The sequence below is a fragment of the Janibacter limosus genome (genome assembly GCF_004295485.1).
GTDB lineage: Bacteria > Actinomycetota > Actinomycetes > Actinomycetales > Dermatophilaceae > Janibacter > Janibacter limosus_A.
Map to the genome: position 1 here is coordinate 3,500,682 of NZ_CP036164.1, position 24,346 is coordinate 3,525,027.

General features: G+C 71.4%; 25 protein-coding genes. 15 read left to right on the top strand and 10 right to left on the bottom strand.

All coding sequences use genetic code 11. From position 1 onward, the window contains the following. Positions 1-93: 93 nt before the first annotated feature. A complete protein-coding gene (locus EXU32_RS16870) occupies positions 94-1,257 on the bottom strand; it encodes a sterol desaturase family protein (protein ID WP_130630941.1) in 1,164 nt (387 codons plus the stop codon). 95 nt (positions 1,258-1,352) lie between these two features. Here EXU32_RS16870 and EXU32_RS16875 point away from each other — a divergent pair, with 95 nt between their 5' ends. After that, positions 1,353-1,952 (top strand): TetR/AcrR family transcriptional regulator, encoded by a 600-nt coding sequence (locus EXU32_RS16875; RefSeq protein WP_207233843.1) that lies wholly within the window; start codon positions 1,353-1,355, stop codon positions 1,950-1,952. Here EXU32_RS16875 and EXU32_RS16880 read toward each other — a convergent pair. Together EXU32_RS16880 and EXU32_RS16885 are read right to left on the bottom strand one after the other, a co-directional pair. Then, entirely contained in the window at positions 1,936-3,252 is a 1,317-nt protein-coding gene (locus EXU32_RS16880; protein ID WP_130630943.1) for a spinster family MFS transporter, read from the bottom strand. The two genes, EXU32_RS16875 and EXU32_RS16880, sit on opposite strands and share 17 nt — an antisense overlap. Before the next feature lie 45 nt (positions 3,253-3,297). Further along, positions 3,298-4,173: an oxygenase MpaB family protein gene (locus tag EXU32_RS16885; RefSeq protein WP_242612832.1), complete on the bottom strand. Its 876-nt coding sequence runs from the start codon at positions 4,171-4,173 to the stop codon at positions 3,298-3,300. Positions 4,174-4,244: 71 nt separating this feature from the next. On the opposite strand from EXU32_RS16885, the gene EXU32_RS16890 reads away from it, so the two are divergent. Together EXU32_RS16890 and EXU32_RS16895 are read left to right on the top strand one after the other, a co-directional pair. Next, positions 4,245-4,643, top strand: a complete 399-nt coding sequence (locus EXU32_RS16890; RefSeq protein ID WP_130630944.1) for an SRPBCC family protein — start codon at positions 4,245-4,247, stop codon at positions 4,641-4,643. A gap of 20 nt (positions 4,644-4,663) precedes the next feature. Next, on the top strand, positions 4,664-5,239 hold the full coding sequence (locus EXU32_RS16895; protein WP_207233844.1) for a TIGR00730 family Rossman fold protein: 576 nt from the start codon (positions 4,664-4,666) through the stop codon (positions 5,237-5,239). Positions 5,240-5,272: 33 nt separating this feature from the next. On the opposite strand, the gene EXU32_RS16900 is transcribed toward EXU32_RS16895, so the two are convergent. Beyond that, entirely contained in the window at positions 5,273-5,482 is a 210-nt protein-coding gene (locus EXU32_RS16900) for a hypothetical protein (protein ID WP_130630945.1), read from the bottom strand. A 124-nt stretch (positions 5,483-5,606) separates the two neighbouring features. Here EXU32_RS16900 and fumC point away from each other — a divergent pair, with 124 nt between their 5' ends. Continuing rightward, entirely contained in the window at positions 5,607-7,010 is a 1,404-nt protein-coding gene (gene fumC / locus EXU32_RS16905; protein ID WP_130630946.1) for a class II fumarate hydratase, read from the top strand. A gap of 82 nt (positions 7,011-7,092) precedes the next feature. Here fumC and EXU32_RS16910 read toward each other — a convergent pair whose 3' ends face one another. Together EXU32_RS16910 and EXU32_RS16915 are read right to left on the bottom strand one after the other, a co-directional pair. Further along, on the bottom strand, positions 7,093-7,521 hold the full coding sequence (locus EXU32_RS16910; protein ID WP_242612833.1) for a tetratricopeptide repeat protein: 429 nt from the start codon (positions 7,519-7,521) through the stop codon (positions 7,093-7,095). 37 nt (positions 7,522-7,558) lie between these two features. Then, a complete protein-coding gene (locus EXU32_RS16915) occupies positions 7,559-8,107 on the bottom strand; it encodes a nucleosidase (RefSeq protein ID WP_130630947.1) in 549 nt (182 codons plus the stop codon). 34 nt (positions 8,108-8,141) lie between these two features. Between EXU32_RS16915 and EXU32_RS16920 the strand changes: the two genes are divergently transcribed. The 3 genes from EXU32_RS16920 to EXU32_RS16930 are packed head-to-tail and all read left to right on the top strand — an operon-like array spanning position 8,142 to position 12,273. Beyond that, positions 8,142-9,644 carry an amidohydrolase gene (locus EXU32_RS16920; protein ID WP_130630948.1) on the top strand — a complete coding sequence of 501 codons (1,503 nt, stop codon included), beginning with the start codon at positions 8,142-8,144 and terminating at the stop codon, positions 9,642-9,644. 53 nt (positions 9,645-9,697) lie between these two features. Then, entirely contained in the window at positions 9,698-11,572 is a 1,875-nt protein-coding gene (locus EXU32_RS16925) for a DUF294 nucleotidyltransferase-like domain-containing protein (RefSeq protein WP_130630949.1), read from the top strand. Continuing rightward, positions 11,572-12,273, top strand: a complete 702-nt coding sequence (locus EXU32_RS16930; RefSeq protein ID WP_130630950.1) for an exonuclease domain-containing protein — start codon at positions 11,572-11,574, stop codon at positions 12,271-12,273. The genes EXU32_RS16925 and EXU32_RS16930 overlap by 1 nt, the downstream gene beginning before the upstream one ends. Before the next feature lie 97 nt (positions 12,274-12,370). On the opposite strand, the gene EXU32_RS16935 is transcribed toward EXU32_RS16930, so the two are convergent. Beyond that, positions 12,371-13,537: a S1 family peptidase gene (locus EXU32_RS16935; protein WP_130630951.1), complete on the bottom strand. Its 1,167-nt coding sequence runs from the start codon at positions 13,535-13,537 to the stop codon at positions 12,371-12,373. 313 nt (positions 13,538-13,850) lie between these two features. Between EXU32_RS16935 and ahpC the strand changes: the two genes are divergently transcribed. The 4 genes from ahpC to EXU32_RS16955 all read left to right on the top strand — a co-directional run bounded on the left by ahpC (position 13,851) and on the right by EXU32_RS16955 (position 17,685). Further along, positions 13,851-14,417, top strand: a complete 567-nt coding sequence (gene ahpC, locus EXU32_RS16940) for an alkyl hydroperoxide reductase subunit C (RefSeq protein WP_055990400.1) — start codon at positions 13,851-13,853, stop codon at positions 14,415-14,417. Positions 14,418-14,523: 106 nt separating this feature from the next. Then, positions 14,524-16,203 (top strand): alkyl hydroperoxide reductase subunit F, encoded by a 1,680-nt coding sequence (gene ahpF, locus EXU32_RS16945; RefSeq protein WP_130630952.1) that lies wholly within the window; start codon positions 14,524-14,526, stop codon positions 16,201-16,203. Positions 16,204-16,341: 138 nt separating this feature from the next. Continuing rightward, entirely contained in the window at positions 16,342-16,770 is a 429-nt protein-coding gene (locus EXU32_RS16950; RefSeq protein WP_130630953.1) for a cupin domain-containing protein, read from the top strand. Positions 16,771-16,875: 105 nt separating this feature from the next. Next, complete coding sequence (locus tag EXU32_RS16955) at positions 16,876-17,685, top strand: alpha/beta fold hydrolase (RefSeq protein ID WP_130630954.1); 810 nt, start codon at positions 16,876-16,878, stop codon at positions 17,683-17,685. A 5-nt stretch (positions 17,686-17,690) separates the two neighbouring features. Here the strand turns inward: EXU32_RS16955 and EXU32_RS16960 are convergent, their stop codons facing one another. Genes EXU32_RS16960 through EXU32_RS16970 form a run of 3 tightly spaced genes read right to left on the bottom strand, consistent with a single transcriptional unit; the run spans position 17,691 to position 21,064 of the window. Next, a complete protein-coding gene (locus EXU32_RS16960) occupies positions 17,691-20,285 on the bottom strand; it encodes a multicopper oxidase domain-containing protein (protein ID WP_130630955.1) in 2,595 nt (864 codons plus the stop codon). Between the two features lie 47 nt (positions 20,286-20,332). Continuing rightward, positions 20,333-20,770: a hemerythrin domain-containing protein gene (locus tag EXU32_RS16965; protein ID WP_242612834.1), complete on the bottom strand. Its 438-nt coding sequence runs from the start codon at positions 20,768-20,770 to the stop codon at positions 20,333-20,335. A 36-nt stretch (positions 20,771-20,806) separates the two neighbouring features. After that, entirely contained in the window at positions 20,807-21,064 is a 258-nt protein-coding gene (locus EXU32_RS16970) for a DUF2249 domain-containing protein (protein ID WP_130630957.1), read from the bottom strand. A gap of 73 nt (positions 21,065-21,137) precedes the next feature. On the opposite strand from EXU32_RS16970, the gene EXU32_RS16975 reads away from it, so the two are divergent. The 4 genes from EXU32_RS16975 to EXU32_RS16985 all read left to right on the top strand — a co-directional run bounded on the left by EXU32_RS16975 (position 21,138) and on the right by EXU32_RS16985 (position 24,340). Beyond that, positions 21,138-21,797, top strand: a complete 660-nt coding sequence (locus EXU32_RS16975) for a helix-turn-helix transcriptional regulator (protein WP_130630958.1) — start codon at positions 21,138-21,140, stop codon at positions 21,795-21,797. 79 nt (positions 21,798-21,876) lie between these two features. Beyond that, on the top strand, positions 21,877-22,833 hold the full coding sequence (locus EXU32_RS17575; RefSeq protein WP_242612835.1) for a flavin-containing monooxygenase: 957 nt from the start codon (positions 21,877-21,879) through the stop codon (positions 22,831-22,833). Beyond that, positions 22,806-23,492, top strand: a complete 687-nt coding sequence (locus EXU32_RS17580) for a hypothetical protein (protein WP_242612836.1) — start codon at positions 22,806-22,808, stop codon at positions 23,490-23,492. The genes EXU32_RS17575 and EXU32_RS17580 overlap by 28 nt, the downstream gene beginning before the upstream one ends. Further along, on the top strand, positions 23,489-24,340 hold the full coding sequence (locus EXU32_RS16985; RefSeq protein ID WP_130630959.1) for an SDR family NAD(P)-dependent oxidoreductase: 852 nt from the start codon (positions 23,489-23,491) through the stop codon (positions 24,338-24,340). Before EXU32_RS17580 ends, EXU32_RS16985 begins: the two co-directional genes overlap by 4 nt. Positions 24,341-24,346: the final 6 nt, after the last annotated feature.

Below are 24,346 nucleotides of genomic sequence, written 5' to 3' on the forward strand. Positions count from 1 at the left end.
GGCCGCGGGAGGGGCGCGGGGCCCGAGTTGCCGGGCGTGAGGATCGAGCGGTCACGGCAGGTGCACGTCGTACCCGCAGGTAACGTCGGGCGCTCAGCCCGCGACGGGCGCGGAGACCGGCTCGTGCGTTGGCGGGGCGAGCTCGTCACGCCGCTCGTAGGCCCAGCCGGGCCCGCGCAGCAGGAAGCCGAACCGGTCCGACCACGTGGGCGACGAGGCGATGTCCGAGGCGATGGCGCGCCACTCGTGGGTGGCGATCGTGCCGAGGTTGTAGGTCTCGATGTTGCGGGTCAGGCCGTAGCGCACCCGCTCGACCTCGGGCTCGAAGGTGCCGAAGAGCTTGTCCCACAGGATGAGGATCGAACCGTGGTTGATGTCGAGGTATTGGCGCTGGCTGCCGTGGTGGGCGCGGTGGTGGCTCGGGGTGTTGAGCAACTTCTCGAGCCAGCCGATCGACTTGACCGCCTCGGTGTGGATCCAGAACTGGTAGATCAGGTTGATCGCGCGGGCATCCTCGATGTACCGCGGAGGGATGCCGAGGAGTGCGAGCAGACCGTAGGGGACGGCCATCGTGACGCCGTCCGCGACCGGCTGACGCAGTGCCGTGGACAGGTTGTAGCGCTCGCTGCTGTGGTGGACCACGTGGACCGCCCAGAGCCAGCGGGACTCGTGGGACAGGCGGTGGTTCCAGTAGTAGATGAAGTCCCAGCCCGCGATGGCGATCAGGTAGGCGGCAGTACCGGACCGCATCGACAGGGGGCTGCGCTCGGCCAGCTTGGTCGCGGAGGTCTGCACCGCCCAGATCGAGGCGGCGGCGACAGCCGAGGAGCCGACGGCCGCGACGGCGGACCCCGAGGTCATCAGGCCGAGGGCGTCAACACGCGAGCGGACGGTGGTGGCGGGTGTCTGGTCCGAGGGGAGAGTGCCCGCCTCGGGCAGCCTGCCTCCGTGGTCCGCGCGCCGGCGCAGGACATCGCCGACGGTAGTCGCGACCCCGGCAGCCACCCCGAGGCCGACCAGGACATTGCCAGCCCGGGTGCGGCCGGGGTAGAGCCGGTGGATGATCGGACCGGTGACGAAGGGAGCGATCAGGCTCCCGACGCCCATGGCCAGGCTGGCGATCGTGTCATTGAGCTCGTAGTCGCCCGCGCGGTCCTCGCCCGGGGCTGCCGGGTACTTGCGCTGCCACCAGAACTCGGCTCCCATGGCGCCGACGAAGGCCGGGATGGCCAGCACGGTGAGATCGGGTCGCTGCATGTCGGGGCTCCTTTGCCGCATCGAGAGGGGGACAACTGACTCTAGAGTCAGTTCAGGCCGGTGACAAGATGTGCCGCATCACAGGAGGAGGAGATGTGACCGGGATCGGGACGAAGGGCGTGGCTCGCGCCGAGCGCAGGCGGCAGCTCGTCGACGAGGCCGTCGAGGAGCTGGGCCGGAGGGGCTATGCCGGGGCGTCGATGGCCGATGTCGCCGAGCGCGCCGGTGTCTCCAAGGCGATGGTGCACAACGTCTTCGGCTCCAAGCAGTCGCTCGCACTGGCCTGTCTCGAGGAGGTCGGGCCCGGCCTGGTCGCGTCGATCGCGATGGCGCAGACGGCGAGCGACCCCGGGCAGCGGGCGCAGGAGACCTTCACCGCGATCTTCAGCGCGATGGCTGACCACCGCCATGCGTGGGCGCTCATCAACGACGAGACCCTGCCCGAGGGGTCCGCCGCTGCGGCCCGCGCGATGGAGCTGCGGGTGCAGCTGCGCACGATGGGGACCGTCGGCACCCGTGACGTGCTCTCCAGCGCCGGCCTGACGGACCCGCTCGACCACGACCTCCTCGACCGGCTGTGGGAGTCGATCGTCGCTGCCGCCGTCACGTGGTGGCAGGACCACGAGGACCACTCAGCCGAGGACATGGCGGCTCGGCTCGCCCGACTGCTGGGCGTGGTCACGCTGTCGCAGTGACTCCCGACGGGCCGGTCATCGACTCCCGGTCGGCAGGCAGTGCCCGGCTGGCCCGATAGGAGCCGAAGACGGCGACCACCAACCCGATGGGCACGATGACGAGCAGGGCGCGGTGAAGACCGACGGCTTCGGCGCTCAGGCCACCGACCGGTGTCGCGAAGGTGTCGGAGAGGATGCCGACGAGGATCGGTCCGAGGGTCGCCCCGACGAGGTTGAAGGACGCGAAGTAGACCGCGATGGCGGTTGCTCGCATGTCCGGTGGTGTGACATCGGCAATCGCGGGCGAGGCTGCGGCGGAGAGGAACTGGGTGCCCGTCCAACCGGTGGCGAAGAGGGCGATGAAGAGCACCGCGTTGCCGGACCCGAGGAGCAGGGCCGCGAGGGTGAGGGGGATGGCGAGGGCGAATCCGATGGCCGGGACGACGAGGCGACCGGAGGGGTGGCGATCGGCTGCGCGGTCGGCCAGGCGTCCGCCCACCAGCAGGCCGACGATCCCGGCGAGGCCGAGGATCGCTCCGGCGCCAATGGACGCGGCCCCGATCGGTAGGCCGAAATAGCGCTGCAGGAGCGGGACGATGAAGGTGGCGACGCCGTAGGTCGGGATCTGCAACCCGATGCCGGCCACCATGAGCCAGGTGATCGTGCGGATCCGCAGCACCGCCCGGTACGGATGCCTCTCCTGCGCGGCCGCGCGCATCTCGGCCGTGTCGGTGGCGCCACGCTCCGGCTCCTTGATGACGAGCATCGCGATCGCGAGCAGGAGACCGGGCACAGCCGCGATGATGAAGGGGGCGCGCCAGGTCCCCGTGGCCTCGACGACGACTCCGACGGTGAGGAAGGCCAGCAGGAGCCCGATGGGGATGCCGAGGGAGGCGATGCTGATGGCGCGGCTGCGGCGCTTCGGCTCGTAGGCGTCGCAGATCAGGGCATTGGACGCCGGCCCGTAGCTGGCCTCGCCGATCCCCACGCCGAGCCGGAAGAGGAAGAGGAAGAGGAAGCCCTGAACCAGTCCGCTCGCCCCGGTGAAGAGGCTCCATACGACGAGGCCTCCGGCCATGACATAGCGGCGTGGCACCCGGTCGGCCAGCCGCCCGAGGAGCACCCCGGCGATGGCGTACACGATGGTGAAGGACCCCCCGAGCACACCGATCATCGTGTCGCTCAGGCCGAACTCGTCCTTGAGCGGCTCGACGATGACCGCCGGGATCGTCCGGTCGTAGAAGTTGACGACGTTGGCCAGGGTGAGCGTCGCCAGCAGGTACCAGCGCTGGCGGGACGTCACGGCGTCGGCGAGGGCCATGGGCACAGTGTGGACCGCAGACGGCGTGAGGGGGAGCCGCAGCGCTCAGCTCGCCGCCATCGCCCAGCGCACGAGGCGGGTCGAGGTGTGCCCCGCGGCGCGGGCGAGAGTGCGCCGGCCGCCCCGGGTCGCTGGCAGGTCAAGCATCTCGCCGGCCCAGGGCGGCAGAACCGAGAGGGCTCCGGCGGCGATGAGGCCGTACCCGGGGCGGGCGAGCGCCGGCAGCGGGGGCTCGCGCAGCAGGAAGGTCGCTGCGTCGCGGGCTGTCTCGGTGGCGGCGAGCTCGGGCCGGTAGTCGGCGAGCTGGGCCTCGAGGTCCGCGACCGACGTCGGCAGGTCCCGACCGCCGAGGCGGTGCGCCGGGACCGCGGCCTGGGCGACATAGGTGTCTGCCTCGTCGACGGTCAACGGCCTGGCCCCGAAGTGCTGGTGGGCGCGCAGGAAGCACCAGACCTCGGCGACGTGGACCCAGCGAAGGAGATGCGGGTCGTCCGCCGCGTAGGGCATGCCCAGGTCGTCGATGCCCCGGACCCGCGAGTGCACCGCCCGCACGACGTCGATCGCCTGCTCGGCGTGCTCGATCGTGCCGTAGGTGGTCGTGGCGATGTAGTGGCTCGTGCGCTGCAGCCGGCCCCACGGGTCGCCTCGGAACCCGCTGTGACCGGCGACGCCCGCCATGGCCGAGGGGTGCAGGGACTGCAGCAGCAGGGCTGCCACCCCACCGCTGAACATCGAGGCGTCGGCGTGGACCCGCCAGATCGGGTCGTCGCTGGTGAACCACCTAGCGCCCGGCGAGTCCCAGATGTGCGCTGCGGCGTCGCGGGCGTCGGGTCCCGCCACCCGGCTGCGCAGCGCCTCGGCCAGACGTCGCCGGGCGGCGTCGATGGTCCGTGAGGTGAGGACGCGAGGGGCTCTGGCCACGCATCCAGCCTAGGACGCGCTGGCGTCCAGCCATAGTGTCGAGCCATGACGCCGAGCGCAGGGCACCGACGATGAGGTGGCACCGGACCCCCCTTCGCCTCGAGGAGACCGGGCCCGCGAGCGTCGACGAGGTCTGGCGCAGGTACACGACCCCCGCACTGTGGGCCGGTTGGGCGCCGCAGATCCGGGGTGTCGAGCACCCGATTGGCCGGATCGCTCCCGACGGGATGGGCGTCGTGCGGGGCCCGCTCGGGCTCCGGGTCCCCTTCGTCGTCGAGGCCGTCGACGACGATGCCATGTGCTGGGTGTGGACCCCCGCGGTGGGTCCGGTCCGGGTCCGGATGCGGCACGGCGTCGACCGGTCGGGGAGGGGCAGCCGGGCGTGGGTGGAGATCGACGCGCCCCGACCGCTCGCACTGTCCTATGCACCGATCGCACGACTCGCCCTGCGCCGACTCGTCGCGGCCTGAGGCTCGCATAGGGTCGGCGGGTGATCGAGCGACTGACGTGCTTCACCGGATCCACCACCGGCAACGACCCCAAGTGGGTCGATCTGGCCCGTGCGGTCGGGTCCGACCTCGCCGACCGTGGGATCGGGGTGGTCTACGGCGCGGGCGGCGGCGGCCTCATGGGTGCTCTCGCCCAGGGCGCGCTCGACGCCGGGGGCGAGGTCATCGGCGTCATCCCCTCCTTCATGATCGAGCGGGAGTGGGGCCGGGATGACCTCACCGAGGTGCACGTGGTGCAGACCATGCACGAGCGCAAGGCGCTCATGGCCGACCTGACGAGCGCCTTCCTAGCGCTGCCGGGCGGGATGGGCACCCTCGAGGAGGTCTTCGAGGTGTGGACCTGGCGCCAGATCGGGTTGCTCGACAAGCCGGTCGGGTTCCTCGACGCCGACGGCTTCTGGACGCCGCTGCTGGACTCCCTTCGCGGCATCTCGCAGGCCGGCTTCATGTCGCAGGCGAGCCTGGACGACATCGTCGTTGCCCCCGACCTGGACTCAGCGCTCGCCGGGCTGGAGTCCCGCGGAGTCGGCACGCGGATGCTCCGGCCGCTGACCTGAGGCCCCCCCCGCATCTCCTCGCGGTCGTGCGAGTCAGGTGGTGTCCGGCCGGGTGCCGATGAGTCGCAGTGCGGCGGCGTCGCACTCAGGGCAGGGATGGACAAGGGGTGCGTCCACCTCCGGCCACACGACGCGGAAGATCCCGTCCGTCGTGCACCCATAGGCCACGATCCGGGCTCCCTTCGCGGGCGGGGTCTGCGGTGCCTGACGGCGATACGGGACGAAGGTGGGTTGGGCGCTCATGCGCAGATGATGCGTTGATCTCGTTTCCTGGTGCGGACGCGCGTGTTTCGGGCACGTTGCCGGCCCGGATCGAAGGGGGGAAGCCCTGCGATGTCGTCCGGGACGGCCGAGTAGCGTTGAGCCCATGACTCAGATGCGCGCGGAGAAGGACAGCATGGGCACCATCGAGGTGCCCGCGGACAAGTACTGGGGAGCGCAGACACAGCGCTCGCTCGGCAACTTCGACATCGGCCGGGACACCTTCGTGTGGGGCCGCTCGATGATCCGCGCGCTCGGCACGCTGAAGAAGTCGACCGCCCTGGCCAACGCCGAGCTCGGTGAGCTCCCGCAGGATGTCGCGGACCTGATCACCCAGGCCGCCGACGAGGTCATCAAGGGTGACCTCGACGCGCACTTCCCGCTCGTGGTCTTCCAGACCGGCTCGGGCACGCAGTCCAACATGAACTCCAACGAGGTCATCTCCAACCGCGGCATCGAGATCGCCGGCGGCGAGATGGGCTCCAAGGCCCCGGTCCACCCCAACGACCACGTCAACCGCGGCCAGTCGAGCAACGACACCTTCCCGACCGCGATGCACATCGCGATCGTGCTCGACCTCAATGAGCGCCTCTACCCGTCGGTGAAGCAGCTGCGCGACACCTTCGACGCCAAGGCCAAGCAGTACGCCGACGTCGTCATGGTCGGCCGCACCCACCTGCAGGACGCCACCCCGGTCACCCTCGGCCAGGTCATCGGCGGGTGGGTCGCCCAGATGGACTTCGCCCTCGAGGCCGTGAAGTACGCCGACGAGCGCGCCCGCGAGCTGGCCATCGGTGGCACCGCCGTCGGGACCGGGCTCAACGCCCACCCGAAGTTCGGCGCGCTCACCGCGGCCAAGATCAGCGACGAGACGGGTCTGAAGTTCACCCAGGCCGAAAACCTCTTCGCCGCCCTCTCCGCGCACGACGCTCTCGTCGAGGTGAGCGCCTCCCTTCGCACCCTCGCCGGCGCGCTGATGAAGATCGCCAACGACGTGCGCTGGTACGCCTCTGGTCCCCGCAACGGCATCGGCGAGCTGGCCATCCCGGAGAACGAGCCGGGCTCCTCGATCATGCCGGGCAAGGTCAACCCGACCCAGGCCGAGGCGATGACGATGGTCGCCACACGCGTCTTCGGCAACGACGCGACGGTCGGCTTCGCGGGCAGCCAGGGCAACTTCCAGCTCAATGTCTACAAGCCGGTCATGGCGCACGCGGTCCTCGAGTCGATCCGCCTGATCGCCGACTCGTGCGTCTCCTTCGACACCAACTGCGCCGTCGGCATCGAGCCGGTCACCGAGGTCATCGAGGCCAACCTCGAGCGCAACCTCATGGTCGTCACGGCGCTCAACCGCCACATCGGCTACGACAAGGCCGCGGCCATGGCCAAGAAGGCGCACAAGGAGGGCACCAGCCTGCGCGAGGCGGCCATCGCCTCCGGCGACATCTCCGGTGAGGACTTCGACGCGTGGGTGGTCCCGGCCGACATGACCCACCCGAGCGCCGGCTGACCAGGAGCGAGCACCGAGCACAGCCCGAAGGGGAGGGAAGACCGATCGGTCTTCCCTCCCCTTCGTCGTGGTCGAGGTGGGGTCACAGGTCCTCGTCGGCCACCTGCGTGGTTGCGTCGGATCCTGCCGGGTAGCCGCCGAGCAGCTCCGCCAGGCGAAGGGGGCCGCGCGCCTCGTCCCGGCGGCCGGCCCGCTGGAGGGAGCGCCCGAGGAGCAGGTGGGCATAGGCGTCGTCCGGGGACTGGGCGATGACCTCACGGGCCGCGGCCGCTGCCCGCTCCAGCTGCGCGGAGTGGAAGTAGGCGCGGGCCAGCAGCAGGTGCATCTCGGCGGTGCCGTGGCCGATCGGGTCGGCGGAGGCGTCCGGCTCGCAGTCGGCGCGGGCCGCGGCCAGGTCGGTGAAGAAGTCCTCGAGCTCGCGGGCGGCGTCGGTGTAGCGAGCGTCGTCGAAGGCGTGCTTCGCGCGCTCGTACCGCTCGAAGCCGTAGAGGGAGTCGGTGCGCGTCATCATGTGCGTCCCAACACCGCTGAGTTGGGAACCATTCCCATCAGCCGGCGAAGTCCGCCAGCCAGCGCCCCAGCTCTCGCGCGCAGCCGTCGACGGCCGCCGACCAGTCGTGGGCGGTCTCGTCGGCGTTGTCGCTGACCATCTTGACCAGGTGCACGGGCACGCCGAGCTCGGTGCACGCCAGCGCGATCGCGTAGCCCTCCATGTCGACGAGGTCGGCGCGCCGGGAGAGCTCGTCGCGGACGGCCGGGTCGGTGACGAAGAGGTCCCCGCTCGCCAGGGTCGTCGCGTGGGCGGGGTTGATCTCGAGCCGCTCGCGCGGGTCGATGCCGAGCTGGCGGATGGCCTCGGCGGACAGGTCGTGGTTGAGGACCGTGCCGATCTCGTGGAGCCCGGTGACGTCCTCCCGCAAGGATCCCGCCGTCCCGATGTTGATGACGACGAGCTCGTCACGCTGCGGATGCTCGCAGATCGCGCGGGTCACGGCGACGGCCGCGAGGGTCTTGCCGACCCCGGTGAGGAGCACCTCCATCTCCTCGGGGACATACGCGGCCTCGGCCGCGATGGCGGCGACGACAAGTGGGTGCATGCGCCCCAAGGTATCCGCACGTAAGGTGCCGAGCATGGCCCCCTTCGCCCCTCATGCGCTGCTCACCGGCGCTCGGCTGCGGCTCGGTGCGTCCCCCGTCGACATCAGGCTGCGCGACGGCAGGATCGCCGAGATCGGCGCCGGCCTGCCGCGCGCCGGAGCGGCCGTCCACGACGCCGGGGGAGCGCTCGCCGTCCCCGGCCTGTGGGACGGGCACGTGCACTTCGGCCAGTGGGCCGCGATGGCGCGAAGGGTGGATGTCGCCGACACGTCGAGCCCCGACGAGGTGACCGCCCGGGTCGCGCGTCACATCGCCGCGGAGCGGCCCGCTCCCGGGACCGTGGTGCAGGGCTTCGGCTGGCGGGTCGCCGGGTGGGACCGGCTGCCGAGCACCGCCGAGCTCGACGAGGTCGCCGGTGACCGTCCCGTCATCCTCATCAGCGGTGACTGCCACGCCGGCTGGTTGAGCAGCGCCGCCTTCCGCGCGCTCGGGCTGCCGGTCCACGAGGGTCACCTCGACGAGGACGACTGGTTCCCCATCTACACGCGGCTGGCCGACCTGCCCGAGGACCCGGCGGTCGTGCGGGCCAGCCTCGACGCGGCGATGCGGGCCGCCGCGGCCAAGGGTGTCGTCGGGATCGGGGACATGGAGTTCGAGGCCGGTCGCCTGGAGTGGCCGGCCCGCACCGCTGCCGGGCTGGACCGGCTGCGGGTGCGCACCTGCACCTACCCCGAGGGGCTCGAGGACGCGATCGCGGCCGGCGTACGCACCGGCGACGTCCTCGACGAGACCGGGCTGGTGACGATGGGCCCGCTCAAGGTCATCACCGACGGCTCGCTCAACACCCGCACGGCCTGGTGCTGCGAGCCCTTCGTCACCGACGACGACCTCGGCGACCCGCACGGCAAGCGCAGCGTCGACCCCGAGGAGCTGACGCAGCTGCTGCGTCGGGCCCACGCCCACGGACTCGACGGGGCCGTGCACGCCATCGGTGACGCCGCCCTGCTCGACGCGCTCGATGCCTACGCGGCCAGTGGCGCGCGCGGCTCCATCGAGCACGCGCAGCTGGTGCGCATGGAGGTGCTGGGCCGCTTCGCCGAGCTGGGCCTGGTCGCCAGCGTGCAACCCGCCCACCTGCTCGACGACCGGGACTCGACGGAGGCGCTGTGGCCCGACCGGCTGGAGCGCTGCTTCGCCCTGAGGTCGATGTCGGAGGCGGGGATCTCCCTTCGCCTGGGGTCGGACGCTCCCGTCTCCCCGCTCGACCCGTGGCTGGCCATGTCGGCGGCGGTCCACCGCAGCGCCGACGAGCGTGAGCCGTGGGCCCCGGAGCAGGCGATCACTCCCCACGAGGCGCTGCTCGCCTCGACGGACGGGGTGAGCGAGCTGGCGGTCGGGGGAGTGGGCGACCTCGTGCTGGTCGACGAGGACCCTTGTCCCGCAGGGCTGTCCGGTACTGCGGAGCAGGCAGCCAGGCTTCGCGGGACGCGAGTCCTCGCGACCTTCGTCGCGGGGTGCCTGACCCACTCCGCCTGACGTCGAGCTCGTGGACCCGCACGTCCTCGAGGGCGTGCTGCCACGATGGGGGCATGGCCGACACCGAGCTCGCCGAGGTGGCCGACTTCTTGGCGGGGCACGCCCCCTTCGCCGCCCTGCCCGCCCGGGTCCTGCGTGCGCTCCCGGCCCGGCTGACGATCCGCTACCACCGCCGGGGCAGCTCGCTCATGGCCGTGGGCGTCGACAACCACGACCTGATCATCGTGCGCTCGGGGGCGATCGAGATCCGGGACGCCGACGGGGGACTGGTCGACCGGTGCGCCGAGGGATCCACGGCCGGCTCGACGACGCTCATCGGGCCCAACCCGTCCCGATTCGACGTCGTGGCCATCGAGGACACCCTCGCGCTGCACCTGCCCGCCGAGGTCTTCCACGAGCTGTCGCAGGCGCATCCTGACTTCGCGGACCACTTCGACGCCGAGCGCGCGGACCGCCTGCGGACGGCGGTCTCGTCGGTCGCGACCAACCCAGCGGGCGAGGCGATCCTGCGCACGTCCGCGCGCGACCTGGTCCACCGGGCGCCGGTCTCGGTCGGCGATGACGTCACCATCGCCGAGGCGGCCCGCGTGATGACCGACGAAGGGGTGTCCTCCCTCCTCGTCATGGACGGGCGGGGAGTGGTCGGGATCCTCACCGACCGTGACCTGCGTCGGCGGGTGCTCGCGGTCGGCGTCGACCCGGCGGGCCCCGTGACATCGGTGATGACCCCGGACCCCGTCGTCGCCGCCGCGGACACCTCCGCGCTCGAGCTGCTGGTGACGATGACCGAGCGCACCATCCACCACCTGCCGGTGGTCGAGGCAGGGCGGCCGCTCGGGGTGGTCACGACGACGGACCTGATGCGCCTGGAGCGGGTCAACATGGTGCACATCGTCGGCGACGTGTCGAAGCAGCCGGATGTCGCCGGGGTCGTCGCGATGGCCCGGCGCCTGCCCCGGCTGGTCGAGCAGCTCGTCGGGCAGGACGTGGCCGCCGACGACATCACCCGTGTCGTGACGACGGTGGGCGATGCCATCGAGCGTCGGCTCATCGCCCTCGCCGAGGACGAGCTGACCGCGGCGGGCCACGGTCCGCCGCCGCGCTACTGCTGGATGACGATGGGCTCCAGGGCCCGCCACGAGCAGGCCCTGGGCGGCGACCAGGACCACGGCGTGATCCTCGCCGACGACGCACCGGAGGGCGCCGAGGACTACATCGGGGCACTTGCCGAGATCGTCGTCACCGGCCTCGAGGCCTGCGGGTACCCGCGCTGCGAGGGCGATGTCATGGCGAGCAACCCGCGCTGGCGCCAACGCCTGACCGGCTGGCGGCGCGAGTTCCGCCAGTGGATCCACGAGCCGACCTCAGATGCGGTCCTGACGGCGAGCATCTTCTTCGACTCCCGCCCGCTCGCCGGTGACGACACCCTGCATGCGCGCCTGGCGGAGGACATCGCGGCCTGGGCGCCGCAGGGACACAACTTCCTCGGCCACCTCGTGGCCGCCGCCGTGGCCAACGAACCGCCGCTCGGCTTCTTCCGCGGGTTCGTCCTCGCCCGCGCCGGGGACCACAAGGACACCCTCGACCTCAAGCGCGGCGGTGTCGGCGCGATCGTCGACCTCGCTCGGGCCCATGCCCTCGGCGCCGGGCTGGTCTCGGTCAACACGCGCTCGCGCCTGCTCGCCGCGGGGCGTGCCGGTGCGCTCGACCCGGCCGTCGCCGCCAGCCTCGTCGACGCACTCGAGTTCATCTCGCACGTGCGCCTGGCGCACCAGACCCGGCAGGCCGCTTCGGGTGCCACCCCCGACTCGCGGCTGCGACCGAGCGAGCTGACCCCCTTCGAGCAGCGCACCCTGCGCGAGGCCTTCCACGTCGTGCGTGATGCGCAGCAGGCCCTGGCGCAGCGCAGCCCGGGCCACCTCACCTGATGTTCGGCATCCGACGCTCCACCGAGCGGCGCCGCGAGGACGCCGCCACCGCGGCCCCACCCGGCCCGCTGCGGGACTACCTGTCCGCTCCCTTCCCCGATCTCGCCACCCCGGTGACCGAGCTGTCGCTGCTGGCCCTCGACGTCGAGAGCACCGGGCTGGACGTCGAGGAGGACCGCGTCCTCGCGGTCGGCTGGGTGCCCGTCGACGGGCTGTCCATCGACCTGTCCGGTGCGCGTCGCCGCGTCCTGGCGACCCGGCGTGACGTGGGGCAGTCGGCGACCGTGCACGGGCTGACCGACGACGCGATCGCGGCAGGTGACCTGCCGGTCGCCGTCCTCACCGAGCTGCTCGGGGCCCTGTCCGGGCGGGTCCTGCTCGCGCACCACGCGAGCATCGAGGTCGGCTTCCTCGATGCCGCGTGCCGGCGGGTCCACGGGGTGCCCTTCGTCGCGACCAGCGTGGACACGCTGCACCTGCAGCGACGGGTGCTGACCGAGGGGCTGGGCGCGCAGCCCGACCCGCTGCCCGGGGCCCTGCGTCTGTGGGCGGCCCGGGAGCGGTACGGCCTGCCGCGATATCGGGCGCACGAACCCCTCACGGACGCCCTGGCCTGCGCCGAGCTCTACCTGGCCCAGGTGGCCGAGCTCTCCCAGCGCAGCAGCAAACCGTTGACGCTCAAGGCGATCCGCGCCACCTGAGTCGCCACGACCCCCAACCCGCATTCCCCCATGGCAACGCAGACGAACGGTCCGCGGACCCTGCATTGCCATGGGGGAATGTGAGCATGGGGGTGGATCAGTTGGCCACGGCCACCCGCACGCCGTAGTAGTTGGCCGCGTCGACGACCGGCTGGAAGAAGCTGTACGAGCCGGCGTCGTAGCCCTGGTTGTACCCGCACTCGACGCCCACCGGACCGCCGGAGGTCATCCCCTGCGCGAGGTTGCCGACGCCGATGTAGGCGCCCCCCGAGTCGCCGCCCTCGGTGCACACGCTCGCCTCGGCGAGCCCCGAGACGGAGGTGCCGCCGTAGTTGACGGTGCGGTTGTAGGCCTTGATCGTCCCGCAGGTCCAGCCCGTGGTGTTGCCGGCCTTGCAGATCTCCGACCCGACCGGGTTCTTGCTCGCGCCCTGCACGGCGTAGTAGCCGGAGTGCCCGCGGCTGTCGACGTACGGCTGGCCCACGTCCTCGGAGTCGATGTCCATCAGACCCATGTCGACGCTGCTGTACCCCTCGCGGAACCGGGAGTGCGTGCCCCTGCCGATGTGCGTGCCGTTGACGTCGAGGATGTCGGGCAGCCCCTCGACGCAGTGGCCGGCGGTGAGCAGGACGTTGTTGCCGCTGGAGGTCGTCCCGGGGAAGCCGAGGCTGCAGTTGGTGCCGGGGGAGAGGTCCATGATGCGGCCCGGGACGACGTCGGCCTGGGTGGTCAGCTCGTCGGCGGTGGTGACGGTGACCCGGTCCATCGCCGCGATCGTCCGGCGCAGCCTCGCGGGCGCGTCCTTGGCCAGGCGGACCTCGACCACCCCGGTGCTCAGGTCGGGTCCGACGGTCACGACGTGACCCGACTGCCTGCCGGCCTTGGCGAGGACCCGGTCGGCGACCGCGTCCAGGCTGCTCTGGCTCACGGTGGTGCTCGGCCGCAGTCCGGCGGAGCGGACCTTGGCCGCGTCCGCGGAGGAGCTGACCCCCACGACGAGCTGGGTGCCCTCGAACCACGCACCGTCGGCGTTCACCCCCTTCGCCTCCAGGGACCGAAGGGAGGACTGCTTGCGCTCCTTCGCCGCCAGGTAGCTCTTGGCCTGGGCCGACGTCTTGCCGTCGCGTTGCATGACGAAGGACGTCATCGGGTCGGTCCGCTGGACCTGGCTGTCGGGGACGTCCGCCGCGGAGGCCAGTGGGGCCATCACGACGCTCGCGCCGAGCAGTGCTCCGGTGAGGGTCAGGGTGCTGCGCAGGGTCATTGCCTTCTCCTTGTCGCGCCGGGGTGTCCGGCTGGTCCGTCGAAGGTGGCGCCCCGCGGCCCGCTGCGCCATGGGTCCTGACCGTTTTGGGGACCGGTCTGACCAAGTCCGGGACGGACCCCGGTACCTCCTGACGGGCCGAAGGGGGGTTCTCGCCGATCGCACTCACCGTTCACGGCAACTTCACGCGCGCGGGTTTGCACTCCCACCACGCCTGCGCTAATCTGGAATCGTTCCAATCGACGCGAGCCTCAAGCGAGTGCTGCGACCGGTTGAACCACCTGAAACCCAGAGATGCACAGGAGACCAACGCATGTCGCTCATCAACACCCAGATCAAGCCCTTCCAGGCCACCGGCTACATCAACGGTGAGTTCAAGGACTACTCCGAGGCCGACATCGCCGGCAAGTGGGCGATCTTCTTCTTCTACCCGGCGGACTTCACCTTCGTCTGCCCGACCGAGCTCGAGGACCTGGCCGGCCAGTACGACGCCGAGCTCAAGGGCCTGGGCGTCGAGGTCTTCTCCGTCTCCACCGACACCCACTTCACGCACAAGGCGTGGCACGAGACCTCCGACGCGGTCGGCAAGGTCACCTACCCGATGCTCGGCGACCCGACCGCCACCATCTCGCGCAACTTCGACATCCTGCGTGAGGACGAGGGCCTGGCCAACCGTGGCACCTTCCTCGTCGACCCCGACGGCGTGATCCAGTTCCTCGAGATCACCGCCGAGGGCATCGGCCGCAACGCCACCGAGCTCGTCCGCAAGGTCAAGGCCGCGCAGTACGTGCGCAACAACCCGGGCGAGGTCTGCCCGGCCAAGTGGGAAGAGGGCGCCGAGACCCTCGCCCCGAGCCTCGACCTCGTGGGCAAGATCTGATTGCTCTGACGCATCTCGGGTGAGGGGCGGCGCTCGTCGCCGCCCCTCACCCACACCCCGCTTCGCCACGTCTTCCCCCCTTCGTCCGTCAGGAGTCGCACGCACCATGGCCCTCGATCCGAACCTCGCCACCCAGCTCAAGGCATACCTCGACAACCTGCGCGAGCCGATCGAGCTCGTCGCCTCCCTCGACGAGAGCCCCAAGTCCGCAGAGCTCGACGAGCTGCTCGTCGAGATCGAGGGCATGAGCGGCCAGATCACCCGCCGCGTGGCCGAAGGGAGCGACTTGGACCAGCGCGTCCCCTCCTTCGCGATCACCCGGGTGTCCGATCCCGCCGTCTCCGTGCGCTTCGCCGGCATCCCGATGGGCCACGAGTTCACCTCGCTCGTCCTGGCCCTGCTGCAGGTCGGCGGCCACCCGAGCAAGGCCTCGCAGGACCTCATCGACCAGGTCCAGGGCCTGAGCGGTGACCACCACTTCGAGACCTTCTTCTCGCTGAGCTGCCAGAACTGCCCGGACGTCGTCCAGGCGCTCAACCTGATGAGCGTGCTCAACCCCGGGATCACGCACACCGCCATCGACGGCGCGGTCTTCCCGACCGAGGCCGAGCAGCGTGGCGTGCTCGCGGTGCCCACCGTCTTCCACAACGGCGAGACCTTCGGCTCCGGCCGGATGGAGCTGGCCGAGATCGTCGGCAAGGTCGACGAGCTGTCCGGTGGCGACTCCGCGGCCCGCGCCGCCGAGGAGCTCTCCGCGCGTGAGCCCTACGACGTCCTCGTCGTCGGTGGTGGCCCCGCCGGCGCGTCCGCCGCGATCTACGCCGCGCGCAAGGGCATCCGCACCGGGCTCGTCGCCGAGCGCTTCGGCGGGCAGGTCCTCGACACGATGTCGATCGAGAACCTCATCTCCGTCCCGCACACCGAGGGCCCCAAGCTTGCCGCTGACCTCGAGCGCCACGTCACCGAGTACGACGTCGAGATGGTCCGCAGCCAGGCCGCTGCCGGGCTGTCCGCCGGCGACGACGGCCTGACCACGGTCGACCTGGCCAATGGCGCGAGCCTGTCCGGCAAGACCGTCATCCTGGCGACCGGTGCCCGCTGGCGCACCATGGGCGTCCCCGGCGAGGAGGACTACCGCAACAAGGGCGTCACCTTCTGCCCGCACTGCGACGGTCCGCTCTTCAAGGGCAAGCGCATCGCCGTCATCGGCGGCGGCAACTCCGGTGTCGAGGCCGCCATCGACCTGGCCGGCATCGTCGGTCACGTGACGCTCATCGAGTTCATGGACGACATGCGCGCCGACGCGGTCCTGCAGCGCAAGCTGCGCTCGCTGCCCAATGTCGAGGTCCGTCTGGGGACCAAGACGACCGAGGTCATCGGAGACGGTGGCAAGGTCACCGGCCTGGCCATCGAGCCGCGTGACGGCGGCGAGGGGGAGCAGCTCGACCTCGAGGGCGTCTTCGTCCAGATCGGCCTGCTGCCCAACACCGAGTGGCTCGGCGACGCGCTGGAGCTGTCCGAGCGCGGCGAGATCGTCATCGACGGTGTCGGCCGCACCAGCCTCCCGGGTGTCTTCGCCGCGGGCGACTGCACGGTCGAGCCCTACAAGCAGATCGTCACGGCCCTGGGTGCCGGCTCGACGGCCTCCCTGAGCGCCTTCGACCACCTCATCCGCACCAGCGCCCCCGACGAGGAGTCGGCGATCGCCGCGACCAAGGCGGCCGACGGCCCGCTCGAGGCCGGCGACCAGATCGACGTGCCCGACTCGGTCGGCGCCTCCGCCTGAGCAGGACCCTTCGAATTTCCTTAAGGTCGTGCGCAAGGGAATGCGTACGACCTTGAGGAGATGCGTCCGTCCGGGTGCACGACCTCAAGGAAATGCGCCTCACGTCGTGATCGTCCCCCTTCGACACCAGGAGCCAGCATGAGCGAGCAGATCGACCTGTCCGACCACGGACCCGCCCCCTATGTCGTCGACATCGAGTCGGCCACGCTGCAGAACAGCAACTACCGCTCCACGCTGTGGACCGGCAAGAACCTGCAGCTGACCGTCATGGCGATCGCCCCCGGCGACGACATCGGCCTCGAGGTCCACGAGGACCACGACCAGTTCCTGCGCGTCGAGGAGGGTCGCGGCCGCGCCCAGATGGGACCTGCCGAGGACGACCTGTCCTTCGACCGTGAGGTCGGGGACGACGACATCATCATGGTTCCGGCCGGGCAGTGGCACAACGTCACCAACATCGGTGACGTACCGCTCAAGGTCTACTCCCTCTACGGCCCGCCGGAGCACGTGCACGGTACGGTCCACGCGACCAAGGCCGACCAGGACGCCGACCCCAACGAGCACTGAGCTCGCGGCGGGTGAGCGATGGCGAAGGGTGGGACGCACGCAGGTGCGTCCCACCCTTCGGCCGTCTGCTGGCCCACTAGATGACTCGTGAGTAACCTCGCCTCCATGACGAGCACCATCGAGTACACGCACCTGGCGGGTGACGGCGAGCCGGTCGTCCTCGTCCACGGCATCGGTCACCGACGCGAGGCGTGGGGCGAGGTGCCGCAGCTGCTCAACGCGCGCGGCCACGACGTCTACGTCGTCGACCTGCCCGGTCACGGCGCCTCCCCGGTCCCGGCGAAGCCGTACGGGTACTCGATGGGCAGCCACGCCGAGCAGTTCGAGCGGCTCTTCGGCGAGCTCGGCATCGAGCGGCCCCACGTCGTCGGCAACTCGCTCGGTGGCGCGATGGTCCTCGAGATGGCCCACCGCGGCATCGTGCGCAGTGCGACCGCGCTCTCCCCGGCTGGCTTCTTCCCCGTGCTCCACCTGCCCAATGTCGCGGCGAACCTGCTCTTCATGAAGGGCGGCAGCCACCTGCCAGAGGCGCTGCACCGCAAGCTCAACGGGTTCGAGTGGTTCAGGAAGCTCGCCTTCCGCTCGCTCTACACGCACCCGGAGAAGGTCTCCGTGGAGGACGCCGTGGGCGACACGCTCAACCTGCGCCGGGCCAAGGGCTTCTGGCCGCACTTCTTCGGCGCGACCTTCCTGCGCACGACCAAGCACGTCATCGTGCCGACGACGATCGGTTGGGGTGACACCGACCGGCTGCTCCTGCCCTCAGAGGCCAAGGTCGCGCGCGAGCGGTTGCCCGAGGCGACGCATGTCTCGCTCCCGGACTGCGGGCACTGCCCGCAGATCGACCATCCCGAGCTCGTCGTCGACCTCGTCGTCGCGACCATGGAGCGGGCCGCGGACGCGACGGCCGTCTGAGGCCGTCAGCGCACCCGCACGATGCCGTGGGCGCCCTTCTCCCCCTGCGTCATCACGTGGTTGACGAAGGGGTAGTGGCCGGCCTGCGGGAAGGTCAGCTCGACGAACCCGCCCTGCGCGGGCAGCAACCCGAGGGCCTGCGACCCGGCTGTCGGCCCACCGACCTCGTCGGGCCCGCCGATCCGGTAGGCGCCCTCCTGCCAGACGGTGTCGAACTGCCCACCGACGACGTGGAAGGACAGCGGTCCGTCGGGCCCGGCGTCGAGCACCCAGAAGCGCACTCGCTCACCCACCCGTGCGGTGAGCTGGTCGGCGTCGTACTGGAAGGCGCGGCCGTTGAAGGCCGTCGCGGGCGGCTCGCCACTCGCGTCCTCACCCGCGTAGAGCTCTGACGCGGTGAGGACGTAGGAGCGGTCGACCTGCGGCAGGCCGGGCGGCTCGATGACGACGGCGCCGAACGTGCCCTGGGCGATGTGGGTCGACATCGGCATCGTCGAGCAGTGGTACATCCAGATGCCCGCGCGCTCGGCGGTGAAGGTGTAGGTCAGTCGTGTGCCCGGAGCAATGGTGCGCATGGGCTTGTCGGGAGCCAGGGAGCCCGCGTGGAAGTCGATCGAGTGCCCGATCGTGCCGTCGTTGACCAGGGTGATGACGAAGCGGTCACCGACGCGGCCGTGCAGCGTGGGGCCGGGGGCGGTGCCGCCGAAGGTCCAGCGGGTACGGGTGACTCCCGGCGCCACCTCGACCTCGATCTCCTGGACCCGGAGCGTCACGCGATGGGTCCGCTTGTCGGACAGCGGTGTGAGAGAGGCGTCGTCGGCCTCGAAGCCCTCCGGCCAGGTGGCCCCGGGCTGCAGGGCGAAGGGGGGACTCCCCGCCTCGTCGTGCCCGGCCGCGTGCTCGGACCCGTGCGCCGGTGCTTGCGCTGGTGCGCCGGTGACGACGATGTCGAAGGTCATCCCCATCGCCCGGTGCCCGGCAACCGTGCACCACCCCTGTCGGTCGGCGCCGACGATGCCGACGTCGAGGGTGGCGGACTCTCCCTTCGTCAGGCGTGGGGTCTCCATGTCGTCGTCGAGGTGGAGGTCGTGCACGGTGCTGCCGTCGGTGTTGGTGAGGGTGATGACCAGCCGGTCGCCGGCGGGGACCTCGACGCGGGACGGGCTGAAGGTCATGTCCGCCTTCGCTTGGACGGCGACCTCGGTCGTGTGCCCCGTCGGAGCGACAGTCGTTGCGGGAGAGACGCCCCCGCTCCCACCGTCGAGGACCGGCTGGAGGGCCGGGCCGGTCGCGAGGGCGAGCGCCACGAGCGTCACGCCGGCCATGAGCTGGGTCCGGGGGAAGGGCGGATCGAGGACCCGGGCGGCCTCGGCACGGCCCTGCTCCAGGCCGGCCCGACGCTCCTCTGGGGTGGCCAGGACGGCCTCCTTGCGGACGGCGACGACCCGCTTGATGGTGCTCAGCAGGATCGGGACGAAGGCGGCCAGGCCCACGAGCACGAGCGCGGCGAGGACCACGCGCGTGCCGGAGGGCACCGGGAGGAGGGCCAGGGCGAAGGGCACGTTGATGATGACGATGCGGGTCATGCCGAGCCGGTCGAAGCCCTCGATGCCGGCCCGGACCACGCGCGGCCCGCCGCCGATCACCGCCGGGACGAGGTGGCTCAGCGCCCCGGTGAGCACCTGCAACCCGAAGCCGATGACGAGCACGGCCGCGACCCGGCCGTACCCGGAGGTCGCGTCCGCGAGGTCCTCGGCCGTGGCCACGCGCCAGCCGACCATGCCGATGCCGACGAGGAACCATGCCGCTCCGGCCATGACGGACCACGATGCGAAGTGGCGTGGTGGCTTCTGCCGGGCCGGCGCGACGAGCGAGCGGGCGGTCCACAGCAGTGAGACGAGGTAGCCGGTGATGCCGGCGAGGACCAGCCAGCGCCACCCGAGCAGGGCGCCGGTGCAGGCCAGGCCCAGGCCGCCGACGAGCCCGGGCAGCGACTGGCGGGCGCGGCGCTCGGCAGCGTCGTCCATCCGGGCGCGCAGGATCGTCGGCCACAGCGTGATGAGGGTGCCGGTCACGGTGATGCCGACCCAGCCGAGCACGTTGACCAGCGAGTGGGCCAGGACCAGCCGGGCATGCATGTCGTCGCCCTGGCCGCGGGCGAGGAGCACGCCGAGGGTCGCCCCGACGGGGAGGAAGGCGGCCGAGGCGAGGTAGTGGTGGACGACGATGCGGAAGCGTCCGGGCAGGGCCCCGCGCAGTCGGCGCACGAGCTGCCACGCGTGCCAGGCCACGGCGACGACGATGGCCGCGGCCCCCGCGAGGGTCAGCCACCACCAGGTCGTCGGCACGCCGACGAGCACGGCGAGGATTCCGACGTGGAGCAGGACGAGGCGGCGGTTCTGCGTCGCGCGCACGTCGATGTCGGGGTGGTTCTTCAGCAGGGTCGTCGCGAAGTGCGTGCTCCACACCATGATCGAGTGGGTGAGGCCGCCGAGGGCGACCAGGTGCACCATCAGCCAGGTCGCGTCAGGGACGAAGGGGTGGACCAGCGCTGTGAGCGCGGCGGCCATCAGCCACAGCACGCCGGGACGGTCGCGCATCGCCCAGACCCCGCCCGGACCTCGGGGTGGGGTGGCCGGTCGGCCGGTCACAGTGCAGCTGGTGGTGGGGCGGAGGTGGCGGGGACGGCGGCAGCGGTGAGGGCGTCGACCTCGTCCCAGTCGTCGCCGCGCAGAGTCGTGAGCGAGGCCGGGAAGAGGCCGTCCTCCTCGCGCTCGATGTGCGAGCGCAGGTCCGCGTAGAACCGGTCGGCGAGGTCGAGCTTGCCCGCCCGCAGCCGGGCCAGCAGCTCGTCGAGGGTGGCGTGCTCCCTGCACAGGGAGTCGATGTACGGGATGAAGTCCTCGTCCCGCCGCAGGACGGTGAAGAGCCCTGCCTCCTCCGCGTCGGTGTGCGGCGCCAGCAGCGTGGCCACCTCGTCGACGAGCTCGACGACCTCGTCGGTGGCGCCGACCGCTGCCGCGCGCCGCAGCAGGCCGGTCGCGTTGATCAGCTCCTCGTGCTCAGCGGTGAAGCGGCCGATCATGTCGATCGACCGGCACCCGCAGTAGGAGCACATCGCTCAGGCTGCGCGGGTCAGGCGCAGGGTCCAGGCCTCGGGACCCTCGACGAGGTACTCGACCGACCAGACGCCCGGCTCGAGGCCCTCGACCTGGCGCAGCAGGGGCTGCGGGTCGTGCGGCGCGACGAGGTCGAGCGAGCGGCCCGGGCGGATGGCCGAGAGGGCTCCGATGACGGTCGCGTGCCGGATGGAGCGCGGGATCGGGCGCACGTCGAGGGCGGGGATCTCCTCGGCCATCTGGAGGTTGGTCTCAGTCATGGTGGAGATCCCTTCGAGGAGCGCGTGGCGGGTCGTGTTGCCCGGTGACCATCAATTTACTACATTGTGAGCCGTGAAAAATAATCCCCTCGGCCCGCGTCCCGCCCCCGAGGCGGACCCGGATGATCTCGGTGCCGCCGGGCTCGTCCTGGCCGCCATCCGTGGGGCGGCGCACCCCCTGCGGGTCGGTGAGATCGCGCGGACCGTCGGCTCGCACGACAACACCGTGCGCGGGCATCTGGCGACCCTCATCGATCTCGGTCTGGTCGAGTCCGAGACGGCCCCGGTGCAGGGCCGTGGGCGCCCCGCGGTGCTCTACTCGGCTGGGCCCCGACCAGGCGTGCGCATCGACGAGTACCGCTCCCTCGCAGGGACCTTCGCCGCAGATCTGGTCACGCAGGGGAGCGGCCCGCAGGTGCGCGAGCGGGCCCGTCGGATCGGCCGGACCTGGGGCGAGAGCCTGACCCCACCGCCGGCGAAGGGAGCCGCCCCGCCGGATCTCGACGGCGTCCTGGCCGAGCTCGGGTTCGGGCCGCAGCGCGACGCGGACGTGGTCCGCCTGACCACCTGCCCCCTGCTCGACCTGGCGGTCGCCAACCCCGACGTCATCTGCCAGGTCCACCTGGGTCTCGTCGACGGGATCATCGACCGGGGCGAGGGTGACGCGGAGGCCGAGCTCACCCCCTTCGCCGAGCCCGGTGCGTGCCTGCTGCGGGTGCCGCGACCCGCGTAGCCCTGGGGCCGGCGCGTCGGTGTCACAAGTGGCGTAGGTTACTGACGAGGAAACAAGCCACCGTGATGGAAGGTCATCGATGACTGCCGCGCCCGAAGGACACGCCCCCGAGGACATCGCCCGCACCGAGCTGCCGGGGCGGGTCGACGTGCTCGTCGTCGGCGCCGGCCTGTCGGGCATCGGGGCCGCCCACCGCATCCGCGAGGTCAATCCCGGCATCGAGCTGGCGATCCTCGAGGCGCGGGCGGCGACCGGGGGCACCTGGGACCTCTTCCGCTACCCGGGCGTGCGCTCGGACTCCGACATGTTCACCTTGTCCTTCCCCTTCCGCCCGTGGGAGGGGCGCAAGGCGATCGCCGCGGGCGGCGACATCCTCGACTACATCCGCGCGACCGCGCACGAGTCGGGCCTCGAGGAGCTGATCCACACGGGGCACCGGGCGGTCGCGGCGAGCTGGTCGAGCGACGAGCAGGAGTGGACCGTCGAGGTCGACACCCCGACCGGGCGCCGGCAGGTGCGCGCCGGGTTCATCCACCTGGGCAGCGGCTACTACAACTACGAGCAGGCGCACGACGCGGGCTTCGAGGGGGTCGAGGACTTCCGCGGGACCGTGGTCCACCCGCAGTTCTGGCCGCAGGACCTCGACCACGCGGGCAAGCGGGTCGTCGTCATCGGCTCCGGCGCCACGGCCGTGACCGTCGTGCCTGCGATGGCCGAGACCGCCGCGCACGTGACGATGCTGCAACGCACCCCGAGCTATGTCTTCGGTCAGCCGGGCGTCGACCCCTTCGTCCAGATGCTGCGTCGCCGGCTCAGCCCCGCTGCCGTGCAGAAGGCAGCACGGGTGAAGAACCTCGGCATGCAGTACTTCCTCTACGAGCTCTCCCGGCGGCGTCCGAAGGCGGCCAACAAGATCGCCCTGACCGAGCTGCGCAGGCACCTGCCCAAGGACGTCGTCGACGAGCACTTCACCCGCCGTACGACGTGTGGGACCAGCGCCTGTGCGCCGTGCCTGACGGTGACCTCTACAGCGTGATCCGCCGCGGGCGCGCCGAGGTCGTCACCGGGCACATCGACCGCTTCGTGCCCGAGGGCGTGCGCCTGACCGACGGCCGGGTCGTCGAGGCCGACATCGTGGTCACCGCGACCGGCCTGCTGCTCAAGCTGCTCGGCGGCATGACCTTCACCGTCGACGGCGAGCCGGTGGCGATGGAGCGGGCCTATGCCTACCGCGGCCTGATGCTGGCGGGCGTCCCCAATGTCGCGATGACCGTCGGCTACGTCAACGCGTCGTGGACCCTGCGCGCCGACCTCGTGAGCAGGTACGTCGCCTCGCTCATCGCCCACATGCGCGACCGCGGCCTGGGCATCGCCGTGCCCGTCGCGCCCGACGGGATGACCGCCGGCCCGATCCTCGACCTCACGGCCGGCTACGTCCAGCGCGTCGTCTCTGCCTTCCCCAAGGTGGGCGACCGGGCGCCGTGGACGATGCCGCAGAACTACGTCAAGGACAAGTTCGCCTTCGCCCGGGCCGACGTCACCACGGACATGCACTTCGTGCCGGTCGGGGCGAAGGGGGAGACCCTCCCGCAGGGTGCTGCGGCGCCCGCGGAGCTCGCCCTGCCGGGGACGTCCAGCAATGTCGACGGCTCGCCGGGCGACGTCCGTGACGAGACCCTCGAGGTGGCCCGATGAAGCGCCCCGAGCTGGTCGTCGCGGGCGGGACCGCCGTCGTCACCGGTGCCGCCGGTGGCATGGGCGAGCACATCGCCAAGGGCCTGGCCCGTAGGGGCGCCGACCTCGTCATCCTCGACCGTGATGCCGACGGGCTGGCCCGGGTCGTCGCCGACATCGGTCGGGAGACGCCGGGTGCCCGGGTGACGAGCCACGTCGTCGACCTCGCCGACCGCGCCGCCGCGGACGCGGTCATCGCGCGCATCCGTGACGCACACCCGGGCGTGACGATGCTCTTCAACAACGCCGGTGTGGCCGTCGGTGGACGCTTCACCCAGGTGGACGCCGAGGACTTCGACTGGCTGCTCGAGATCAACCTGCTCGTGCCGATCCGCTTCACCCGGGCCCTGCTGCCGCTGATGCTGGAGAACGGCGAGGGCCAGGTGGTCAACACCTCCAGCCTCTTCGGACTCGTCGGCCCGCCAGGCCAGAGCGCCTACTGCACGAGCAAGTTCGGCCTGCGCGGGTTCAGCGAGTCGCTGCGCAGCGAGCTCGAGGAGGAGGGCAAGCCGGTCGGTGTCACCGTCGTTCACCCCGGGGGGATCCGGACCAACATCGCGGTCAACGCGCGCGTGGCCGGCGGGGTCGACCCCGCGGAGGCGGAGCGCAACCGCAGGGCCTTCGCCAAGATGCTCAGCTTCCCCGCGGACAAGGCAGCCGAGGAGATCATCGAGGCCGCCGTCGCCCGCAGGCCCCGGCTGCTCATCGGCAACGACGCCAAGGCGCTCGACACGATGGCGCGGATCTCCCCTTCGCGCTACTGGTCGGTCATGAGCCGTGCGATGGCCCTGGCGGCAAAGCGGAAGTAGCGGCTG

Coding starts and splice junctions, on each gene's coding strand:
- EXU32_RS16870 (WP_130630941.1), bottom strand. CDS start 1,257: ATGCAGCGACCCGATCTCACCGTGCTGGCCATCCCGGCCTTCGTCGGC.
- EXU32_RS16880 (WP_130630943.1), bottom strand. CDS start 3,252: ATGGCCCTCGCCGACGCCGTGACGTCCCGCCAGCGCTGGTACCTGCTG.
- EXU32_RS16890 (WP_130630944.1), top strand. CDS start 4,245: ATGAGGTGGCACCGGACCCCCCTTCGCCTCGAGGAGACCGGGCCCGCG.
- EXU32_RS16900 (WP_130630945.1), bottom strand. CDS start 5,482: ATGAGCGCCCAACCCACCTTCGTCCCGTATCGCCGTCAGGCACCGCAG.
- fumC (WP_130630946.1), top strand. CDS start 5,607: ATGACTCAGATGCGCGCGGAGAAGGACAGCATGGGCACCATCGAGGTG.
- EXU32_RS16910 (WP_242612833.1), bottom strand. CDS start 7,521: ATGATGACGCGCACCGACTCCCTCTACGGCTTCGAGCGGTACGAGCGC.
- EXU32_RS16915 (WP_130630947.1), bottom strand. CDS start 8,107: ATGCACCCACTTGTCGTCGCCGCCATCGCGGCCGAGGCCGCGTATGTC.
- EXU32_RS16920 (WP_130630948.1), top strand. CDS start 8,142: ATGGCCCCCTTCGCCCCTCATGCGCTGCTCACCGGCGCTCGGCTGCGG.
- EXU32_RS16925 (WP_130630949.1), top strand. CDS start 9,698: ATGGCCGACACCGAGCTCGCCGAGGTGGCCGACTTCTTGGCGGGGCAC.
- EXU32_RS16930 (WP_130630950.1), top strand. CDS start 11,572: ATGTTCGGCATCCGACGCTCCACCGAGCGGCGCCGCGAGGACGCCGCC.
- EXU32_RS16935 (WP_130630951.1), bottom strand. CDS start 13,537: ATGACCCTGCGCAGCACCCTGACCCTCACCGGAGCACTGCTCGGCGCG.
- ahpC (WP_055990400.1), top strand. CDS start 13,851: ATGTCGCTCATCAACACCCAGATCAAGCCCTTCCAGGCCACCGGCTAC.
- ahpF (WP_130630952.1), top strand. CDS start 14,524: ATGGCCCTCGATCCGAACCTCGCCACCCAGCTCAAGGCATACCTCGAC.
- EXU32_RS16950 (WP_130630953.1), top strand. CDS start 16,342: ATGAGCGAGCAGATCGACCTGTCCGACCACGGACCCGCCCCCTATGTC.
- EXU32_RS16955 (WP_130630954.1), top strand. CDS start 16,876: ATGACGAGCACCATCGAGTACACGCACCTGGCGGGTGACGGCGAGCCG.
- EXU32_RS16960 (WP_130630955.1), bottom strand. CDS start 20,285: ATGCGCGACCGTCCCGGCGTGCTGTGGCTGATGGCCGCCGCGCTCACA.
- EXU32_RS16965 (WP_242612834.1), bottom strand. CDS start 20,770: ATGATCGGCCGCTTCACCGCTGAGCACGAGGAGCTGATCAACGCGACC.
- EXU32_RS16970 (WP_130630957.1), bottom strand. CDS start 21,064: ATGACTGAGACCAACCTCCAGATGGCCGAGGAGATCCCCGCCCTCGAC.
- EXU32_RS17575 (WP_242612835.1), top strand. CDS start 21,877: ATGACTGCCGCGCCCGAAGGACACGCCCCCGAGGACATCGCCCGCACC.
- EXU32_RS16985 (WP_130630959.1), top strand. CDS start 23,489: ATGAAGCGCCCCGAGCTGGTCGTCGCGGGCGGGACCGCCGTCGTCACC.